This is a genomic window from Haloarcula amylolytica (assembly GCF_049705545.1).
GTDB lineage: Archaea > Halobacteriota > Halobacteria > Halobacteriales > Haloarculaceae > Haloarcula > Haloarcula amylolytica_B.
Window position 1 is genome coordinate 197,405 of the sequence record NZ_JBNAMU010000001.1, and the last position, 14,919, is coordinate 212,323.

The following is a 14,919-nucleotide window of genomic DNA, read 5'->3' on the forward strand; positions in this document are numbered from 1 at the left end:
CTTATACATATACCCCCTGTACGTATATTTGCAATGGCAAACGGTAAGGTTGATTTCTTCAACGACACAGGCGGTTACGGTTTCATCTCGACTGAGGACGCGGACGATGACGTTTTCTTCCACATGGAAGACGTTGGCGGCCCTGACCTCGAAGAAGGCGAGGAGATCGAATTCGACATCGAACAGGCCGACAAAGGCCCCCGCGCGACGAACGTCGTCCGCAACTAAGGCAGATTTCCGGTCGCCTTCGGGCGACCACATCTGACACTTTGTTTTATCAGACTACTCGAAAAGCGACAGCGTCCGGTTCTCAGTAACCCAGGCAAGAAACGACGATCAGTCGTCGGCCTGTGCGGACAGCGCGGCCACGTCCGCCGCAGTCACGTCCCGGTCGTCGGGCAACCGGTCGATGCAGTCATAACAGAGGAAATGCTCCGTGTCGTCGCCGAGTTCGAGGACGATGCCCTCGGTCGGTCTGGATTCCTGCGACCAGATGTTGGCGATACCGCCGGCTATCGAAACGTTCGTATCGCACCCGTCGCAGGCTCTTGAGGCCACTATCCAGTTTTATGCACTGTATACACTTCAAGGTAGCTGGCCCCTTCGAATAGTTCAGCGTGGTTAACTCTCGACATACTTTTGTCGTCCGATGGGTACCGTCCAAATAATGCAAATACTGGTCACAGGGGGCGCTGGGTTCATCGGCGGTCACCTGGCAGAGCGGTTCGCCGCCGACAGCCACGACGTGGTCGTGCTGGACAACCGCGACCCGTTCTACGATCTGGACATCAAGGAACACAACGTCGAAGCGGGACAGGCGGCCGCCCGGAACAGCGACGGGAGCTACGAGTTCATCGAGGGCGACGTGCGTGATGCGGAGCTGGTGACGGACCTCGTCGCCGACGCCGACTACGTCTACCACCAGGCCGCCCAGGCCGGCGTCCGCCCGAGCGTCAAGAACCCCCGCAAGTACGACGAGGTCAACGTCGACGGGACGCTGAACCTCCTCGACGCCTGCCGCGACGAGGGCATCGAGCGGTTCGTGATGGCCTCCTCCTCCTCCGTCTACGGCGTGCCGCAGTACCTGCCCTACGACGAGCAACACCCCACGACGCCCGTCTCGCCCTACGGCGCGTCGAAACTGGCCGCCGAGCGCTACGCCTGCGCCTACAGCGAGGTGTACGACCTCCCCGCCGTTGCGCTGCGCTATTTCACCGTCTACGGCCCGCGGATGCGCCCGAACATGGCGATCTCGAATTTCGTCTCCCGGTGTCACAACGGCGAGCCGCCGGTCATCTACGGCGACGGCACGCAGACGCGCGATTTCACCTACATCGAGGACGTCATCGACGCGAACATGACGCTGCTGCACGAGGACGCCGCCGACGGCAAAGCGGTGAACATCGGGTCGACGGACAACATCGAGATCAAGACGCTCGCGACGGAAATCCGCGACCAGATCGACCCGGACCTCGACCTGGTCTACGAGGAACGCCACGACGCCGACGCCGAACACACCCACGCCGCGACCGACCGCGCCGAGGAATTGCTCGGCTACGACCCGGACCACACCATCCGGGAGGGCGTCGCGAAGTTCATCGACTGGTACCGCGACAACCGCGACTGGTACGAGCCGCTCGTTCGACAGTCCTGACGTGCGACACGAACAGGCCACGGTTTTAACCCCGTCCCGTCCTGCAGGAAGGGTATGCATGTGCTCGTGACCGGTGCGACGGGGTTCGTCGGGGGTCATCTCGTCCCGGCGCTCCTCGCGGCCGGCCACAGCGTCCGCGTACTCGTTCGCGACCCGAGCGAGTACGCCCCGCCCGACGGCGTCGACGTAGCGGCGGGTGACCTGCTCGACGCGGGCAGTTTCGACGCCGCCCTCGCCGGAGTCGACGTCGCGTACTACCTCGTCCATTCGATGCGCGCGGGCGACGACTACGCCGAGCGGGACCGGCGCGCGGCGCGGAACTTCCGTCGGGCGGCCGACGAGGCCGGCGTCGACAGGGTCGTCTACCTCGGTGGCCTCGGCGAGGACGACGAGACGCTGTCGGCGCACCTCCGGTCGCGTCGGGAGGTCGAATTTATTCTTCGGGATGGAGCGTACGACCTGACGACGTTCCGGGCGGCCATCATCATCGGCGCGGGCTCGGCCAGCTTTCGGATGATACGCGAGCTAACGACGCGGCTGCCGGTGCTGGTCACGCCGCGTTGGGTGCGCACGGACTGTCATCCCATCGCTATCGACGACGTCATCGCGTACCTGGTCGATGTGCTCGACACACCCGAAACAGCCTGTGAGACGTACGAAATCGGCGGGCCAGAAGTGCTGACCTACGCGGAGATTCTGAAGCGAACGGGCCGGGTCATGGGTACCGGCGAGCCCAAGATCGTGCCGATACCGGTGTTGACGCCGGAGCTATCGGCGTACTGGGTCGCGCTCATGACCGACGTGCCATCGAGCGTCGCCCGACCGCTCATCCACGGACTGAAGACGCCAGTGGTCGCGGACACCGATGCCGCTCAGGCACAGTTCACGGTCGACCTGACGCCGTTCGCAGACGCGGTCAAGCTGGCCCTCAGCGAGCCGCGGAGTCGCGAAGCGGCAGAGGCGGCCGCGGCCACGGGTGGTGCGGGCAGATGAGCGGCGACAGCGCCCGTCCCGAATACGGTGAGACGTGGGTGTACGAGAGCATCATCGGCGCGCTGCCAGGGATTCGGCTGCCGACGTGGGCAGCGATGGCGATTCAGCTCCTCATCTTCGAGGTCGCCATCGTCGCCCTGTCGTGGTACTACGGGGTCTGGAGCGCCGCGATCGCCGGGACGGTCGTCGTGCTCGTCGCCACCATCGGGAGCGCGGAGATGCTCCGTATCAGCACGCTCATCCGCCGCATCGACGTGCCGCCGACCTATCGCGCGCTGTTGTTCGCCTCGAACGTCGAGGTCGTGTTGTCCGTCCTCGCGTACGTGGCGTTGCTCACCCACCTGTTCGTCTTCGACCCGCAGGTCAGTTCGATGCCGCTGCTGGACCAACTGTTCGGGTCGGAACCGCCGGTGCTGGTCGTGTATCTAACGCTGCTCATCCTCTGGGATGTGAGCTACCGCATCGGCACGGGCTGGTGGGCCAGCGTCACCGGGCTCTGGCGGTCGGCACGCTACCGGTTCGACCCCGAGACGGCGCGGGTGTTCATCCGGGCCGATCTGGAGATATGGGGCTTTGGCGTCCTCCAGCTCGTGCTCGTTCCGTTTGTGCTCAACCAGCCGGTGCTGCTCGCGGCGCTGGTCGGCCACGTGATAGCCGTCACAGCCGTGACGGCCGTCTCTGTCGGGCTGTTGCGCTACCGGTCGAGAACGGCCGCCGTCAGTCAGAGTTGATCTGCTTGAACTGATCGAGCAACTCTTCTGTCGACTCGTCACCGTCGTAGTCGACACTCCCGTGGTACGTGCTCCGGTCGTCGTCTTCCGACAGATCGACCTCGCTGTTCTTGCGTTCACGGCGTTCGTGTTCGTCGTCGTCGTACGCTCCCATCGACATAGGTTACCACGGTGAAACTTGGCTGTTAGTGACTATCAATGTAACGGTGGTCCCCGAAACCGTACCACACGGTTGACAGAGCGGGCGAGCGGTCCGAACAGGGGCGTTTTGACAGGGCGGAACGCCCAAGACCGCTGACCGTCTACACGCACCCGTGGCTGGTCCCTTACGTCTGCGACAGTCGAACGAGCGATGGAGCGAGAAGCGGGTGCGGACGGATCTGCTGACACCGCTGCAGAACACCTTCGGTGCGACGATGAGCGGTCCGTGGTTCGCCCCGCCGGAAGGGTGGGCCGCGCGCCGACTGGAGATGGATAACGGCGACCTCGCGCTGTTTTGCTGGAACGGCCAGCGCGCGTACTGGGTCGGGAACACGGAGACCCCGGAGACGCTGTGGCGGACGGAGAAGTACACGTTCGACGAGGTGCCCGACGAGATCAGCGAATGGGTCCAGCGCGAACTGTTCGCCCAGTTAGAGGTCGAGGACCCGTGGCTCACCGAGTACGAAACGCTGGCTCACTTCTTCCTGCCCGTGTTTCTCTCGAAGGACGGTCGGGAGTCGACCCGCACGTTCTTCCGAGATCACGCCGGCGGCTTCCCGGACGCCGACCGGGCGGACGGGCTGGCGTTTTACGACGACTTCCTCGCGACCGGCGAACTCGACGACTACCGCTACACGATGGCGAGCAAACTCGGGACCAGCGAGGGCTTTGACCTCTCGCGGATGCGGGCGACGATGGGCGAGTTCAACGTCGCCAAGTTGCTCGTCGACGCGGGCAACGACATCAGACCCGAGGTCGAACTGGATTCGGGCCACTCCGTCGACTTCCGGGTCGAGGACACGCTCGTCGAGGTCACCCGCCCACGGCCGCCGTCCCGACGGCAGGTCAACACCGGTATCGCCGCGGTCAAAGCATCCGGTGACGCCAAGACCCGCGACCAGCTAGCGGCCCACCCGGGAGCCGTCCTCGTGGTCGACTGCAGTTCCTTCCCGGACGACGACTGGCGGCGGGTCTTCGGCGAACAGCCCGATGTTGGCTACTCGCCGACCATCGTCTTCCGCGCCCGCCCGGACGGCAGCATGGAAGGGTACGCCTACGGGTCAGTTCCGTTCCCGCTCCCGTTGTAGTCAGTTCGGAACTGACGGTAGGTCGCGTTATCTTCCCCGAAATTCGGGGCGTAACATATAACGCGCCTGACCAGCAACACTGAGAGAGATAGCCGTGGTGGACGACACAGAGCAACCGGAGACCAGCGGCGCGGGGCAGTCGGTCTCTGAGGTCATGGACCGGCTCGAATCGCTCCGGTCCGAGGAGGAAGAACGTTCCGAGAGCGCCACCGCCGGCGTGTTACTGGACCAGTTGCAGGAAGTCGAACAGCGGCTGCTGGCCTTCGGCGAGGCGCTGGGCGGGACCGCCGACACAGTGACCGACCTCCCGTTCACCGAAGAAGCCGGGCTAGACCACATGCCCGAACCGCTGTACGTCCGCCACGACACCGAGATGCTGAACCAGGTTACCTCCTGGCTCCTTCAGGACCAGCACATCGGGCTAGTGAGTCCCTACGGCACCGGAAAGACAGCCTTCCGGGAAATCGTCCTGCGTGACCTCTCGAAACACGAGGGCTTTGTCATCACGCATCTGGACAACCCACGCGAGACGACGCCCCGGAAGCTGTACCAGACGGTGCTGACCGCCGCCTACGCCGCGGGCTACTCCATCGACCAGCGAAACTACTCGCAGGTCCGCGACGGGATTCCGTGGGCGACGGCGGAAGCGAAAGACGCCGTCCACGAGATCGTCCGTCGCGTGCGCGACGACGGTAAGACGCTCTTGCTGGTCGTCGACGAGATCGAGGTGCTGGAGGCGGACCTGCTGTCGCCACTGCAGGTGGCCGGCGACGCTGGCGTTCGGCTGTTTCTCACGGGGACACCGGAGGGGAAACGCCGGGTCGCAGAGATTCGTGGGACGCTAGACTCACGGCTTCGCTACTACGAGGGCATTGACCCGTTCTCGCCGGACGACGTGGCTGAGTACGCGGCTCGCTCACTGGCGTACTTCCGGGACGAACCCTACGAGGGACAGACCCCGGACCTGTTCACCCGGGCTGCGATTGAGGATATTCACGAGCGGACCGGGGGCAACCCCCGCGATGTCCGTATCGAGTGTCGAGAACTGTTCACCAGGGCGGCGTTCGTCTGGTACCGGACCGGGCAGGACATCTCTCGCATCCAGATTACGCCGGAGTTGCGCCACCGTCGGTTCGGAATGGGCCGCTGAGCGGCCCTGAACAGGTATATAAACCACCCACGTTATACGGTATCACACCGTCGAGTGTGGCGTGCAATAGGGCGATACACTGGCGGCCACCGTAGCTTTTATATAGAATCACATTCAATCATCGTTTGACTATGGCTCAACAGCAGATGGGCAACCAGCCCATGATTGTACTTTCCGAGGAGTCCCAGCGGACATCCGGAAAGGACGCGCAGTCGATGAACATCACGGCCGGGACGGCCGTCGCCGAGGCCGTTCGGACGACACTGGGTCCGAAGGGCATGGACAAGATGCTCGTCGACAACTCGGGCTCGGTCGTCGTCACGAACGACGGCGTCACCATCCTCGATGAGATGGACATCGAGCACCCCGCCGCCAACATGATCGTCGAGGTCGCCCAGACCCAGGAAGACGAAGTGGGCGACGGCACGACCACGGCGGTCGTCATGGCCGGCGAACTTCTCTCGAAGGCCGAGGAACTCCTCGACCAGGACATCCACGCCAGCATCCTGGCCCAGGGGTACCGCCAGGCCGCCGAGAAAGCCAAGGAGATTCTCGAAGACAACGCCATCGACGTCGACCCCGAGGACACGGAGACCCTCGAAAAGGTCGCCGCGACCGCGATGACCGGCAAGGGCGCGGAGTCCTCCAAGGACATCCTCGCCGAACTCGTCGTCCGCGCCGCACAGTCCGTCGTCGACGACGACGGTAGCGTCGACACCGACAACATCCAGATCGAAACCGTCGTCGGCGGCGCAACCGACGAGTCCGAACTCGTCGAAGGCGTCATCGTCGACAAGGAACGCGTCCACGACAACATGCCGTTCGCCGTCGAGGACGCCGACGTCGCCCTGCTGGACACGGCCATCGAAGTTCCCGAAACGGAACTCGACACCGAAGTTAACGTCACCGACCCCGACCAACTCCAGCAGTTCCTCGACCAGGAAGAGGAACAGCTCAAGGAAATGGTCGACAAGCTCAAAGAAGCCGGCGCTGACGTCGTCTTCTGCCAGAAGGGCATCGACGACATGGCCCAGCACTACCTCGCCCAGGAAGGCATCCTGGCCGTGCGCCGCGCCAAGAAGTCCGACATCGAGGCCCTCTCGCGCTCGACCGGCGCGCGCATCATCTCGAACATCGACGACATCGAAGCCGACGATCTCGGCTTCGCCGGCTCCGTCGCCCAGAAGGACATCGCTGGCGACGAGCGCATCTTCGTCGAGGACGTCGAGGACGCCCGCGCTGTTACCATGATTCTCCGCGGCGGCACCGAACACGTCGTCGACGAAGTCGAGCGCGCCATCGAGGACTCGCTCGGCGTCGTCGCCGCCACGCTGGAAGACGGTAAGGTCCTGCCCGGCGGCGGTGCCCCCGAAACGCAGCTCGCCCTCGGTCTCCGAGACCACGCCGACTCCGTCGGTGGTCGCGAGCAGCTCGCCGTCGAAGCCTTCGCCGACGCCATCGACGTCATTCCGCGCACCCTCGCGGAGAACGCCGGTCTCGACCCGATCGACTCGCTGGTCGACCTCCGCAGCAAGCACGACGGTGGCGCAGTCACCTCCGGGCTTGACGCGTACACCGGTGAGGTCGTCGACATGGAAGAGGACGGCGTCGTCGAGCCCCTCCGTGTCAAGACCCAGGCCGTCGAAAGCGCAACCGAAGCAGCCGTCATGATCCTCCGCATCGACGACGTCATCGCTGCTGGCGACCTCAAGGGTGGCCAGGGCGACGACGACGAGGACGAAGGCGGACCCGGCGGCCCAGGCGGCGCGCCCGGCGGCATGGGCGGCGGCATGGGCGGCATGGGCGGCGGTATGGGCGGCATGATGTAAGCGAGGTTTCGAAGAAACCTCGGCACGCCGAGCGGGGAACGAAGTGACCCGCGAGGCAAGCCACATTGGCGAAAAAGGCGGAATCGCCGCTTTGCGGCGATTCCGAGAACTGCGGCCTTCGGCCGCGGATGCCTGCCTCGCCCGTCGACCTCGCGAAGAATCGTTGCGGTTCTATATTTTTATTTTCAGTCTGGATCAGTGACGACGCTGGTTCGGGCAGTACGCACTTCGCAAGCAGACGCCACGGTCAAATCGCCGCAGGACAATGATTCAGCATGGACCTGACACGGACCGAACGGCGGCTGCTGTGGACCGGAACGGCGCTGGCGGGCGTGCTCCATCTGCTCGTTCCGGGACTGTTACTGTCGATGGCGCGGCTGAGCTATCGCTGGGTGCTAGCGGTGGAGTTCACGCCGCAGAAGGGGGCCCATCGCCGGGTCAGGCTGCTCGGCGTCGCGTTTCTCGCAATCGCGGTGAGACTGAAGCGGATACTCGACTGAAAAGAGAGTTACTGCACGGCGGACTCGACGTATTCGACGGCTTCAGCGGGAGTGTCGACGTGTTCGATGGCGTCGCCGCCGGCGAGACGGTGTGTTCCGAGCCCGGCGACCGGACGGTCTATGTCGAGGGCGTGGCCGAGTTCCGAGAGCGTTCCGGTGCCGCCGTCGACGGCGATGACGGCCGCACCGTTCATCACGACGAGGACGTTGCGGGCGTTGCCCAGCCCCGTCGCAATAGCTGTCTGGACGTAGTCGTTCGCGTCGGCCCGGCGCTCGCCGGGGAGGATACCGATAGTGTGACCGCCGGCCTCGCTCGCGCCGGCACAGACTGCCTCCATCACGCCGGTGAGACCACCACAGACGACGTCGTGGCCTACTCACCGAGTAGTTTCCCGACCTCGCGTGCCTGTTGGTACTGTTCGTCGGTAACTGTCGAGCCGCCGATGACCGAGACGCGCATAGCTGGTCGTGCAACGGGAAACAGAAAAACGCCGCCGGATTACAGTTGGTCGAGCCAGTCTTGCGCGCGGGACTCGGTGGTTTCGGCGATGTCGGCCAGGTCGGCCGCGTCGTACTCGGCCAGGTCCGCGACGCTGTGAATTCCGGCGTCGTGCAGCCGTTCGGCGTAGGTCGGGCCGATACCGGAGACGCTATCCACGTCAGCGGGTTCGTCGGTCGCATCGTCTTCGGTAGCGTCGGCATCGACATCGTCGGTCGCGTCAACGTCGATGTCGGTGAGTTCCGACTGGTCTACCGCGTCGTCTTCGGCCGCTTCGGGGGACTCGACCTCGATATCGACTTCCTCGCTCCCCTTGCTGCGCTCGGAGTACCACTCGGCGACCTCGGGCCAGAGGTCAGCGTGGGTCGACGACGAGACGGAGAGACCGATGTGGCCCGTCGAGAACTCGATGGTTCGCGTGTCGTCGCTGGCGATGACATCGTTGAACGGCTTGGAGGCCTCCGGCGGGATGAGGTGGTCGTACTCACCCATGAGCTGGAGGACAGGCATGTCGATGTTGTCCAGGTCGACGTGCTTGCCGTCGAGTTCCAGTTCGTTCTTGTAGAGCTTGTTGTCCTGGTACACGTCTTCGAGGAACTGGACGTAGGCCTCGCCGGCCACGTCGATGCCGTCACCGAGCCACTGCTCCATGCGGCCGAAGTTCTCGACGAAGCCCTCGTTCTCCATGTTCTCCGCGAACCGGATGTACTTCGTGACGTAGTTTTCGACGGGGTCCATCAGCGCGAAGCCGATGTCGAGCATGTCCGCGGGGACGTTGCCGAACGTATCGACGACGTCCCGCGGAGAGTAGTACTCCTCGGAGCCCCACTCTTCGAGGACGCCACCGGTGTGGTCGAAACACAGCCCAGCGGCCATCAGCCCCAGGGTGTTGACTTTCTCCTTGTGGAGCGCGGTGTACATCACCGACATCGTGCCGCCCATACAGTAGCCGAGGATGTTGATGGCGTCCTGGCCGGAGCGCTCGCGGACCACGTCGACGCAGTTGTCCATGTAGCGGTTGACGTAGTCATCGAGCGTCAGGTGCTGGTCGAGCCGCGAGGGCTCGTTCCAGTCGATGAGATACACGTCGTGGCCCGCCTCAAGCAGGCGTCGGACGACTGACCGCTCCTCCTGCAGGTCGAGGATGTACGGCCGGTTGATGAGCGCGTAGACGATGAGTATCGGAACCTCCTCCTTCTCCTCGTCCGGCACCTCGATACCGGCAGCCTCGGCGTCGTAGTGGAGGAGTTCGCGCTTGTTCTCCTCGTAGACGACGTTGCTGGGCGTCTGACCGACTTCGACGGACTCCATCAGCTCCAGTCGCTCGTCGGCGATCTGACTGGTCTCGGCGGCGTCGGTCATGTTCTCCAGCGTCTTGCGCTGCCAGTTGAGCGCGGCCTCGAACGGATTGAAGGGGTTGCTGGACATGATTTACTTTTCCAGGTGTTCGAGGACGCGGTCAAGCTTCTGTTCGACCGCGTGCTGGCGGCGTTCCAGTTCGATGAGCCGCTCGCCGATCTCGTCGACGTCGTTGCGCGTCGGGAAGCCGAGCTGTTCCAGGGTATCCTGGCTCAGTTCGTCGGCCTCCTGTTGCATCTCCATCATCGACTCGACGAGTTGCCCGTTGGCGGCCGCGAAGGCCGAGGTTCCCATGACGTGCTTGAACGCCTCGTTGGCGGACTGCAGCCAGATATCACGGAACTCGGCGGGATCGACATCCTCGCCCTGCGCGGCGTCGGTCGAGCGTTCGACCATCTGCTCGGCGGCGTTGATCCACTCCTCGTAGGCGCGGTTGTAGCCGTCCATCCCTTCGGCAAGGTCCTCTTCCTCGGGAATCGTATCCTCGACGGCATCGGCCCACGACTCCACGAAGGCCGCCTGAGCCTTCATGTTCTGCTCCATCGAGTCAGCGACCGCGTTGTTCATCTCCTCAACCATCTCCGTCCATTCGTCCTGGATGTCGTTTGTGTTACTCATAATAGTGTCTCGGCGGCGGGCGCACAAAAAAACCGGCTGTCGGTGTTACGCTTCGACGTCAACTGCGTCGGCGGCTTCGGCCTGCACTTCCTCGACCTGCTCCTGAATCTCCTCGACCTGCTCCTGCACTTCTTCGAGCTGCTCGCCGAACTGTTCGGCAGCCTCGACGGACTGCGCTTCGAGTTCCTCGTGGGCCTCGACGAGCATGTCGACTTGCTCGTTAACAGCCGTGACGTACTCGTCGGTCATCTCGTCGTACGTGTCGACGCCCTCTTCGAGCTCCGTTTCCATGTTGTCGAAGACTTCGGCGTGGTTCTCGAGCAGGAAGTCGAACTGCTCGTCGACGGTCTCGCGGATCTGCTCGACAGTCTCGGTCATGCCGGGCATCGTCGACGCCATCGCGTCGAGATAGCTGTGGAACGCGGTCTGCTGGAGCTCGACACCGCGGCGCTGGGCCGACTCCTGTGTGTCGAGGCTGTCGATGACCGCGCTGTTGACGTTCTTCTGGAAGGAAACGCTCTGTTCGAGCGCCTTCTGGCTCTGCTCAATCGTGGCGCGCTGCATCTCGAACGCTGTCGTGACGGGGGTTGTGTAGTCTACCATTGTTGGATTACTCGCTGTTGTTGTTAGTGACCGGGAGGACGACGGTTTGAACGATATCACCTTCGTCGATGCCCAGCGCCTCTCGCTCCGCATCGGGGATGCTGATCCGACCCCCGCTTTGCACGCGGGTCTTGAACGTCGCCATCTGGCTCATGGCACCGAGCTGATTCATATCGAAACTCGGCATGCCACCGTTGGCGAACATCTGTTTCATCAGCTGCTGTTGCTGTTCCATCGCGTTCTCGCTCGCCTGTTGCATCCCCTTGAACATCGGAGGCCACATCAGGCCATCATCCTCGTCGGCCATCGGTCAACTACATGTACACTCCTCAACAATATAAAACTTCCGCTGAAAACCATTGATTACCATTGAATGGTAGAGGATGGTATTAGAGGTTAAGCGGCGTCGAGGGGAGTGCTGCGCCCTGCAGCACCGGTAACCGCAACCCCAAATACGCGTCTGACGCCCGTTAGACGGCGTTTACCGACAGCTGAGGCGAAACCAACACCAAGGTTTAATACTCCGACCAATAAACTACCAGAACAGATGAGTTCTGAATCGCCCCGAAACCCGCTGTTAAACACATGGACTGAGACATCGTCGCATATGTTCAACAGCGTCGTCGCAGCTAACCGGGCAGCGTTCGCCGCGTTTGGCGTTCAGCAAGAGGACGAGAACGGCGTAACGCCCGCAGACCGTATCGAACCGGACGAAGACCTCCCGGAATGGCACGTCTCGATCTCCGAAGACCACCCGGGTCGCCTCGGCGTCGGCGACCACGTCGATTTCACGAAGACGATCTCGGAGAACGACGTTCGTCAGTTCGCCGCCGCGAGCGGTGACACGAACCCGCTCCACCTGGACGACGAGTTCGCGGAGCAGACGCGCTTCCGGGGCCGCATCGCCCACGGGACGCTCGTCGGCAGCCTCATCAGCGCGGCACTCGCACGCCTGCCGGGACTGACGATCTACCTCTCACAGGACCTGGAGTTCCACAATCCGGTCCGCATCGGTGACCGTCTCACCGCCGAATGTGAGATCGTCGAGGACCTCGGCGACGAACAGTACCGTCTGACCACGCGCGTCCTCGCAGACGACGAAGTCGTCATCGACGGCGAAGCGGTCGTCCTCATCGACGACCTGCCGGAATAACTCAGCAGAACGCTCGAACGGCTCGGTTGAAGCGGTCGGGGTGTTCCCGCGGCGGACAGTGCCCGCAGCCGTCGAAGATTTTCAGCGTGCTATCAGTGACTGTACCAGCCGCCTGCTCGGACCACCGACGGGGGAGCAGCGGGTCGACGTCCCCGTGAATCAACATCGTTGGCACGTCTATCTCCTCTAACCGGTCGGAGTAGTCGGTCCGGAAGCCACACCACTGGAACTCGCTGCGCTGCCAGCGCCGCATCGCCCGGACCGTCTGCCGGTCGACGGCGCTGTCGACATCCTCGACCAGTTGCTGGGGTGGCTCGCCGGGACCCATGCTTCGGAGACTGTTCCGGATCGCCGGCTGGGACGAACCGACGCCCTGCCACAGCATATTGCCGAGTATCGGCGTCTGCAAGACGCTACTGGCCGCCGTTCGCCAGTAGGCGTCGGCTCCCAGTCCGTAGCTGTCGACTAATACCAGCCGTTCGACCGGACCGCCGTCGAGCGTGTGGCCGAGCGCGATTGCGCCGCCCATTGAAAGCCCAGCCAGCGCGGGTTCCTCGATACCGAGCGCGTCGATGAACTCGGCGAGGGTCTCCAGGTAGTAGTCGGTCGTGTACGCGCGGTCGGGCTTGTCGCTGTCGCCGTGGCCCGGCAGGTCGAGTGCGTACACCGTCCGCTCCGGCGCGAGCGCGGGGAGCGCGTGCCGCCACGAGACGGTCGCGGCGTCCAGCCCGATGCCATGGAGAAACACCAAAGGCGGCCCCTCGCCGCCTGTCCGGTAGTGGATGTCAACGTCCTCGCCGTCGACGGACAGTTCGACGCGTTCGGACGTAATCCCTGTAGTCATCGGCGTCCGCTCGGGACCGAACGCGTATGAGGCTTTGTATCCGCTCAGTTAGGACGGCGGGAATACCCGAGACAGCTCACTCGGAGTCGTCGTACGCGCCGTCGCGCTGGAGCCGTGCCTGTTCCCGGACGATAGCCGGCGTCCGGCACCGTCCCGGTTCGCCGGTGACCTGCGGAACGGTGCAGTTGTTACAGCTCTCACACAGCGCGTCCGCGCCCTCGAGCAGGCGAGCGCCGAGCCGCGGCTCCGCGTAGAAGGGGCGAGCCATCCCGACGGCGTCAGCGGCAGGGGCGTCTCCAGTCGCTCCGAGAAACCGGTCACAGTCGTCGCGCGTTCGCAGCCCGCCCTCCAGCAGTACTGGCACGTCCACGCGCTCGCGGATTGCCCGACAGAAGTCGGCGTTCCAGCCCGGATCGTGGCCGAAGCGGCGGGCCTGCAGTCGATTGAGCAGCCGGACGGCGCGCGCTCGCAGCCGGCCGCCGAAGACAGCCGCGTAGTCGTCTTGCAGATCGCTCGCGTCCCAGGCCCGGTCGGGGAACGCGCCGCGGACGATGCTCATGTCCCAGAACGGCGACACCTCGACCGGGACGAGCCCGTCGTAGCCGATGTCCGCCGCCCGTTCGGCGATACCCACGCCGTCCGCCCGGGAGAGATACCTTCGAACGAACCCGGGCGCGGCGGTCTCGGCCGGGACCTTCGTGACCAGCGGCAGGTCGCCGGCGTGCTCACGGACGGCATCGTGAATCGCTTCGAGGAACCGAATGCCGTCGCCGAACTCGTCGTCGCGGCGGTTGTAGAACGGCGAGAGGAACTGCTGAATCAGGCCCATGTTCGCCGCCGAGAGGTGGATGCCGTCGTAGCCCGCGTCTGCGGCGTAGCCGGCACAGCGGCCGAACTGCTCGGCGAGGTCCCACACCTCACTCGTCGAGAGCACGTCCGGTTGCAGCGAAATCAGCCCGGCCCGGTCGAGCGCCCGGAGCTGCCAGGGCGGGCGGCTGACGGCGAGCTGGCGCTGGTCCGGGTGCTGTCGGCGGTACTCGGCGTGCCACGTCGCCATGCTCCGGAGGCCGCCGTGGGCCAGTTGCAGAAAGATACGACCGCCGTGGTCGTGGATAGCCCCGGTGAGTCGTTCCAGACGTTCGACGAAGGCCGGGTCGTGGACCCGCGTCATGTTCGGCGCGGCGCAGCCGCCGCGGTCGGTGACGATGCTCGCTCCCTGGAAGAGGAGGCCGACACCGGATGCTGCTGTCGGTTCGAGTTCGTCGACGAGCGTGTCGACGGCGGCCTCGCCGTTGCCGGCACACTCCAGTACCGGTGCGCGGTACAGCCGATTCGGGACCTCGACGCCACCGATCCGCAGCGGCGTCTCCAGGTCGGTCACGACTGCTCGCGCTCGTCGAACGTCGCCTCGGTACGGCTGCCCCCCTGTGGTGTCACCTGCTGGATGGCCGCCCGGACCTCCGTCGGCGAGTCGAACTCGCCGTCGGTACTGCCCGCGAGCGCGGCCGAGAGTTCCTCGGAGGGCGGGTCGGCGCTGCCGTACTCGTCTGCCAGTTCCTCCACGCGGACCGGGTACGCGGCCCCACCGGTGGTGCGGTCGACCGTCGCCTCGACCCGGCGGGCGCGCTCGCTGGCCCGCTGCCGTGCCGTCCGCTGTGGATCCATGTGTGAATATAACACGGTCGTTGTCAAAAATA

18 protein-coding genes and 1 pseudogene are annotated in these 14,919 nt (G+C 64.3%); 9 read left to right on the forward strand and 10 right to left on the reverse strand.

What is annotated here, in order from left to right:
- The first annotated feature begins 33 nt into the window (after window positions 1-33).
- On the forward strand, window positions 34-228 hold the full coding sequence (locus ACOZ4H_RS01025; protein WP_004516469.1) for a cold-shock protein: 195 nt from the start codon (window positions 34-36) through the stop codon (window positions 226-228).
- Window positions 229-336: 108 nt separating this feature from the next.
- Here ACOZ4H_RS01025 and ACOZ4H_RS01030 read toward each other — a convergent pair whose 3' ends face one another.
- Window positions 337-558 carry a DUF7561 family protein gene (locus ACOZ4H_RS01030; RefSeq protein ID WP_165897349.1) on the reverse strand — a complete coding sequence of 74 codons (222 nt, stop codon included), beginning with the start codon at window positions 556-558 and terminating at the stop codon, window positions 337-339.
- Window positions 559-667: 109 nt separating this feature from the next.
- Here ACOZ4H_RS01030 and ACOZ4H_RS01035 point away from each other — a divergent pair, with 109 nt between their 5' ends.
- The 3 genes from ACOZ4H_RS01035 to ACOZ4H_RS01045 are packed head-to-tail and all read left to right on the forward strand — an operon-like array spanning window position 668 to window position 3,378.
- Complete coding sequence (locus ACOZ4H_RS01035; RefSeq protein ID WP_424327573.1) at window positions 668-1,654, forward strand: SDR family oxidoreductase; 987 nt, start codon at window positions 668-670, stop codon at window positions 1,652-1,654.
- A 54-nt stretch (window positions 1,655-1,708) separates the two neighbouring features.
- Complete coding sequence (locus ACOZ4H_RS01040) at window positions 1,709-2,647, forward strand: NAD(P)H-binding protein (RefSeq protein WP_424327574.1); 939 nt, start codon at window positions 1,709-1,711, stop codon at window positions 2,645-2,647.
- Window positions 2,644-3,378 carry a DUF7530 family protein gene (locus tag ACOZ4H_RS01045; RefSeq protein WP_424327575.1) on the forward strand — a complete coding sequence of 245 codons (735 nt, stop codon included), beginning with the start codon at window positions 2,644-2,646 and terminating at the stop codon, window positions 3,376-3,378. The genes ACOZ4H_RS01040 and ACOZ4H_RS01045 overlap by 4 nt, the downstream gene beginning before the upstream one ends.
- Here ACOZ4H_RS01045 and ACOZ4H_RS01050 read toward each other — a convergent pair.
- Window positions 3,365-3,538, reverse strand: coding sequence for a DUF5786 family protein (locus ACOZ4H_RS01050; RefSeq protein WP_004516474.1), 174 nt, complete (start codon window positions 3,536-3,538; stop codon window positions 3,365-3,367). The two genes, ACOZ4H_RS01045 and ACOZ4H_RS01050, sit on opposite strands and share 14 nt — an antisense overlap.
- Before the next feature lie 154 nt (window positions 3,539-3,692).
- Between ACOZ4H_RS01050 and ACOZ4H_RS01055 the strand changes: the two genes are divergently transcribed.
- The 4 genes from ACOZ4H_RS01055 to ACOZ4H_RS01070 all read left to right on the forward strand — a co-directional run bounded on the left by ACOZ4H_RS01055 (window position 3,693) and on the right by ACOZ4H_RS01070 (window position 8,146).
- Entirely contained in the window at window positions 3,693-4,667 is a 975-nt protein-coding gene (locus ACOZ4H_RS01055) for a DUF5784 family protein (protein ID WP_424327576.1), read from the forward strand.
- A 154-nt stretch (window positions 4,668-4,821) separates the two neighbouring features.
- Complete coding sequence (locus tag ACOZ4H_RS01060) at window positions 4,822-5,817, forward strand: AAA family ATPase (RefSeq protein ID WP_424330319.1); 996 nt, start codon at window positions 4,822-4,824, stop codon at window positions 5,815-5,817.
- Between the two features lie 146 nt (window positions 5,818-5,963).
- A complete protein-coding gene (gene thsA, locus ACOZ4H_RS01065; RefSeq protein ID WP_424330320.1) occupies window positions 5,964-7,646 on the forward strand; it encodes a thermosome subunit alpha in 1,683 nt (560 codons plus the stop codon).
- 275 nt (window positions 7,647-7,921) lie between these two features.
- Window positions 7,922-8,146, forward strand: a complete 225-nt coding sequence (locus ACOZ4H_RS01070) for a hypothetical protein (protein ID WP_424327577.1) — start codon at window positions 7,922-7,924, stop codon at window positions 8,144-8,146.
- A gap of 8 nt (window positions 8,147-8,154) precedes the next feature.
- Here ACOZ4H_RS01070 and ACOZ4H_RS01075 read toward each other — a convergent pair.
- The 5 genes and pseudogenes from ACOZ4H_RS01075 to ACOZ4H_RS01095 all read right to left on the reverse strand — a co-directional run bounded on the left by ACOZ4H_RS01075 (window position 8,155) and on the right by ACOZ4H_RS01095 (window position 11,532).
- Window positions 8,155-8,606, reverse strand: a pseudogene (locus tag ACOZ4H_RS01075) (TIGR00725 family protein).
- Between the two features lie 39 nt (window positions 8,607-8,645).
- The gene (gene phaC / locus ACOZ4H_RS01080; RefSeq protein ID WP_424327578.1) at window positions 8,646-10,073 is read right to left on the reverse strand and encodes a poly(3-hydroxyalkanoate) polymerase subunit PhaC; all 1,428 of its coding nucleotides are present in this window, start codon (window positions 10,071-10,073) and stop codon (window positions 8,646-8,648) included.
- 3 nt (window positions 10,074-10,076) lie between these two features.
- Window positions 10,077-10,622 (reverse strand): poly(R)-hydroxyalkanoic acid synthase subunit PhaE, encoded by a 546-nt coding sequence (locus tag ACOZ4H_RS01085; RefSeq protein WP_424327579.1) that lies wholly within the window; start codon window positions 10,620-10,622, stop codon window positions 10,077-10,079.
- A gap of 45 nt (window positions 10,623-10,667) precedes the next feature.
- Window positions 10,668-11,225: a hypothetical protein gene (locus ACOZ4H_RS01090; RefSeq protein WP_424327580.1), complete on the reverse strand. Its 558-nt coding sequence runs from the start codon at window positions 11,223-11,225 to the stop codon at window positions 10,668-10,670.
- Window positions 11,226-11,232: 7 nt separating this feature from the next.
- Entirely contained in the window at window positions 11,233-11,532 is a 300-nt protein-coding gene (locus ACOZ4H_RS01095) for an AbrB/MazE/SpoVT family DNA-binding domain-containing protein (RefSeq protein ID WP_424327581.1), read from the reverse strand.
- Window positions 11,533-11,832: 300 nt separating this feature from the next.
- On the opposite strand from ACOZ4H_RS01095, the gene ACOZ4H_RS01100 reads away from it, so the two are divergent.
- On the forward strand, window positions 11,833-12,378 hold the full coding sequence (locus ACOZ4H_RS01100) for a MaoC family dehydratase (protein WP_424327582.1): 546 nt from the start codon (window positions 11,833-11,835) through the stop codon (window positions 12,376-12,378).
- Between the two features lies 1 nt (window position 12,379).
- Here ACOZ4H_RS01100 and ACOZ4H_RS01105 read toward each other — a convergent pair whose 3' ends face one another.
- From ACOZ4H_RS01105 to ACOZ4H_RS01115, 3 genes are all read right to left on the reverse strand, one after another.
- The gene (locus ACOZ4H_RS01105) at window positions 12,380-13,222 is read right to left on the reverse strand and encodes an alpha/beta fold hydrolase (protein ID WP_424327583.1); all 843 of its coding nucleotides are present in this window, start codon (window positions 13,220-13,222) and stop codon (window positions 12,380-12,382) included.
- Window positions 13,223-13,298: 76 nt separating this feature from the next.
- Window positions 13,299-14,603 (reverse strand): NADH:flavin oxidoreductase, encoded by a 1,305-nt coding sequence (locus ACOZ4H_RS01110; RefSeq protein ID WP_424327584.1) that lies wholly within the window; start codon window positions 14,601-14,603, stop codon window positions 13,299-13,301.
- A complete protein-coding gene (locus ACOZ4H_RS01115; protein WP_424327585.1) occupies window positions 14,600-14,887 on the reverse strand; it encodes a hypothetical protein in 288 nt (95 codons plus the stop codon). The genes ACOZ4H_RS01110 and ACOZ4H_RS01115 overlap by 4 nt, the downstream gene beginning before the upstream one ends.
- Between the last annotated feature and the right edge of the window lie 32 nt (window positions 14,888-14,919).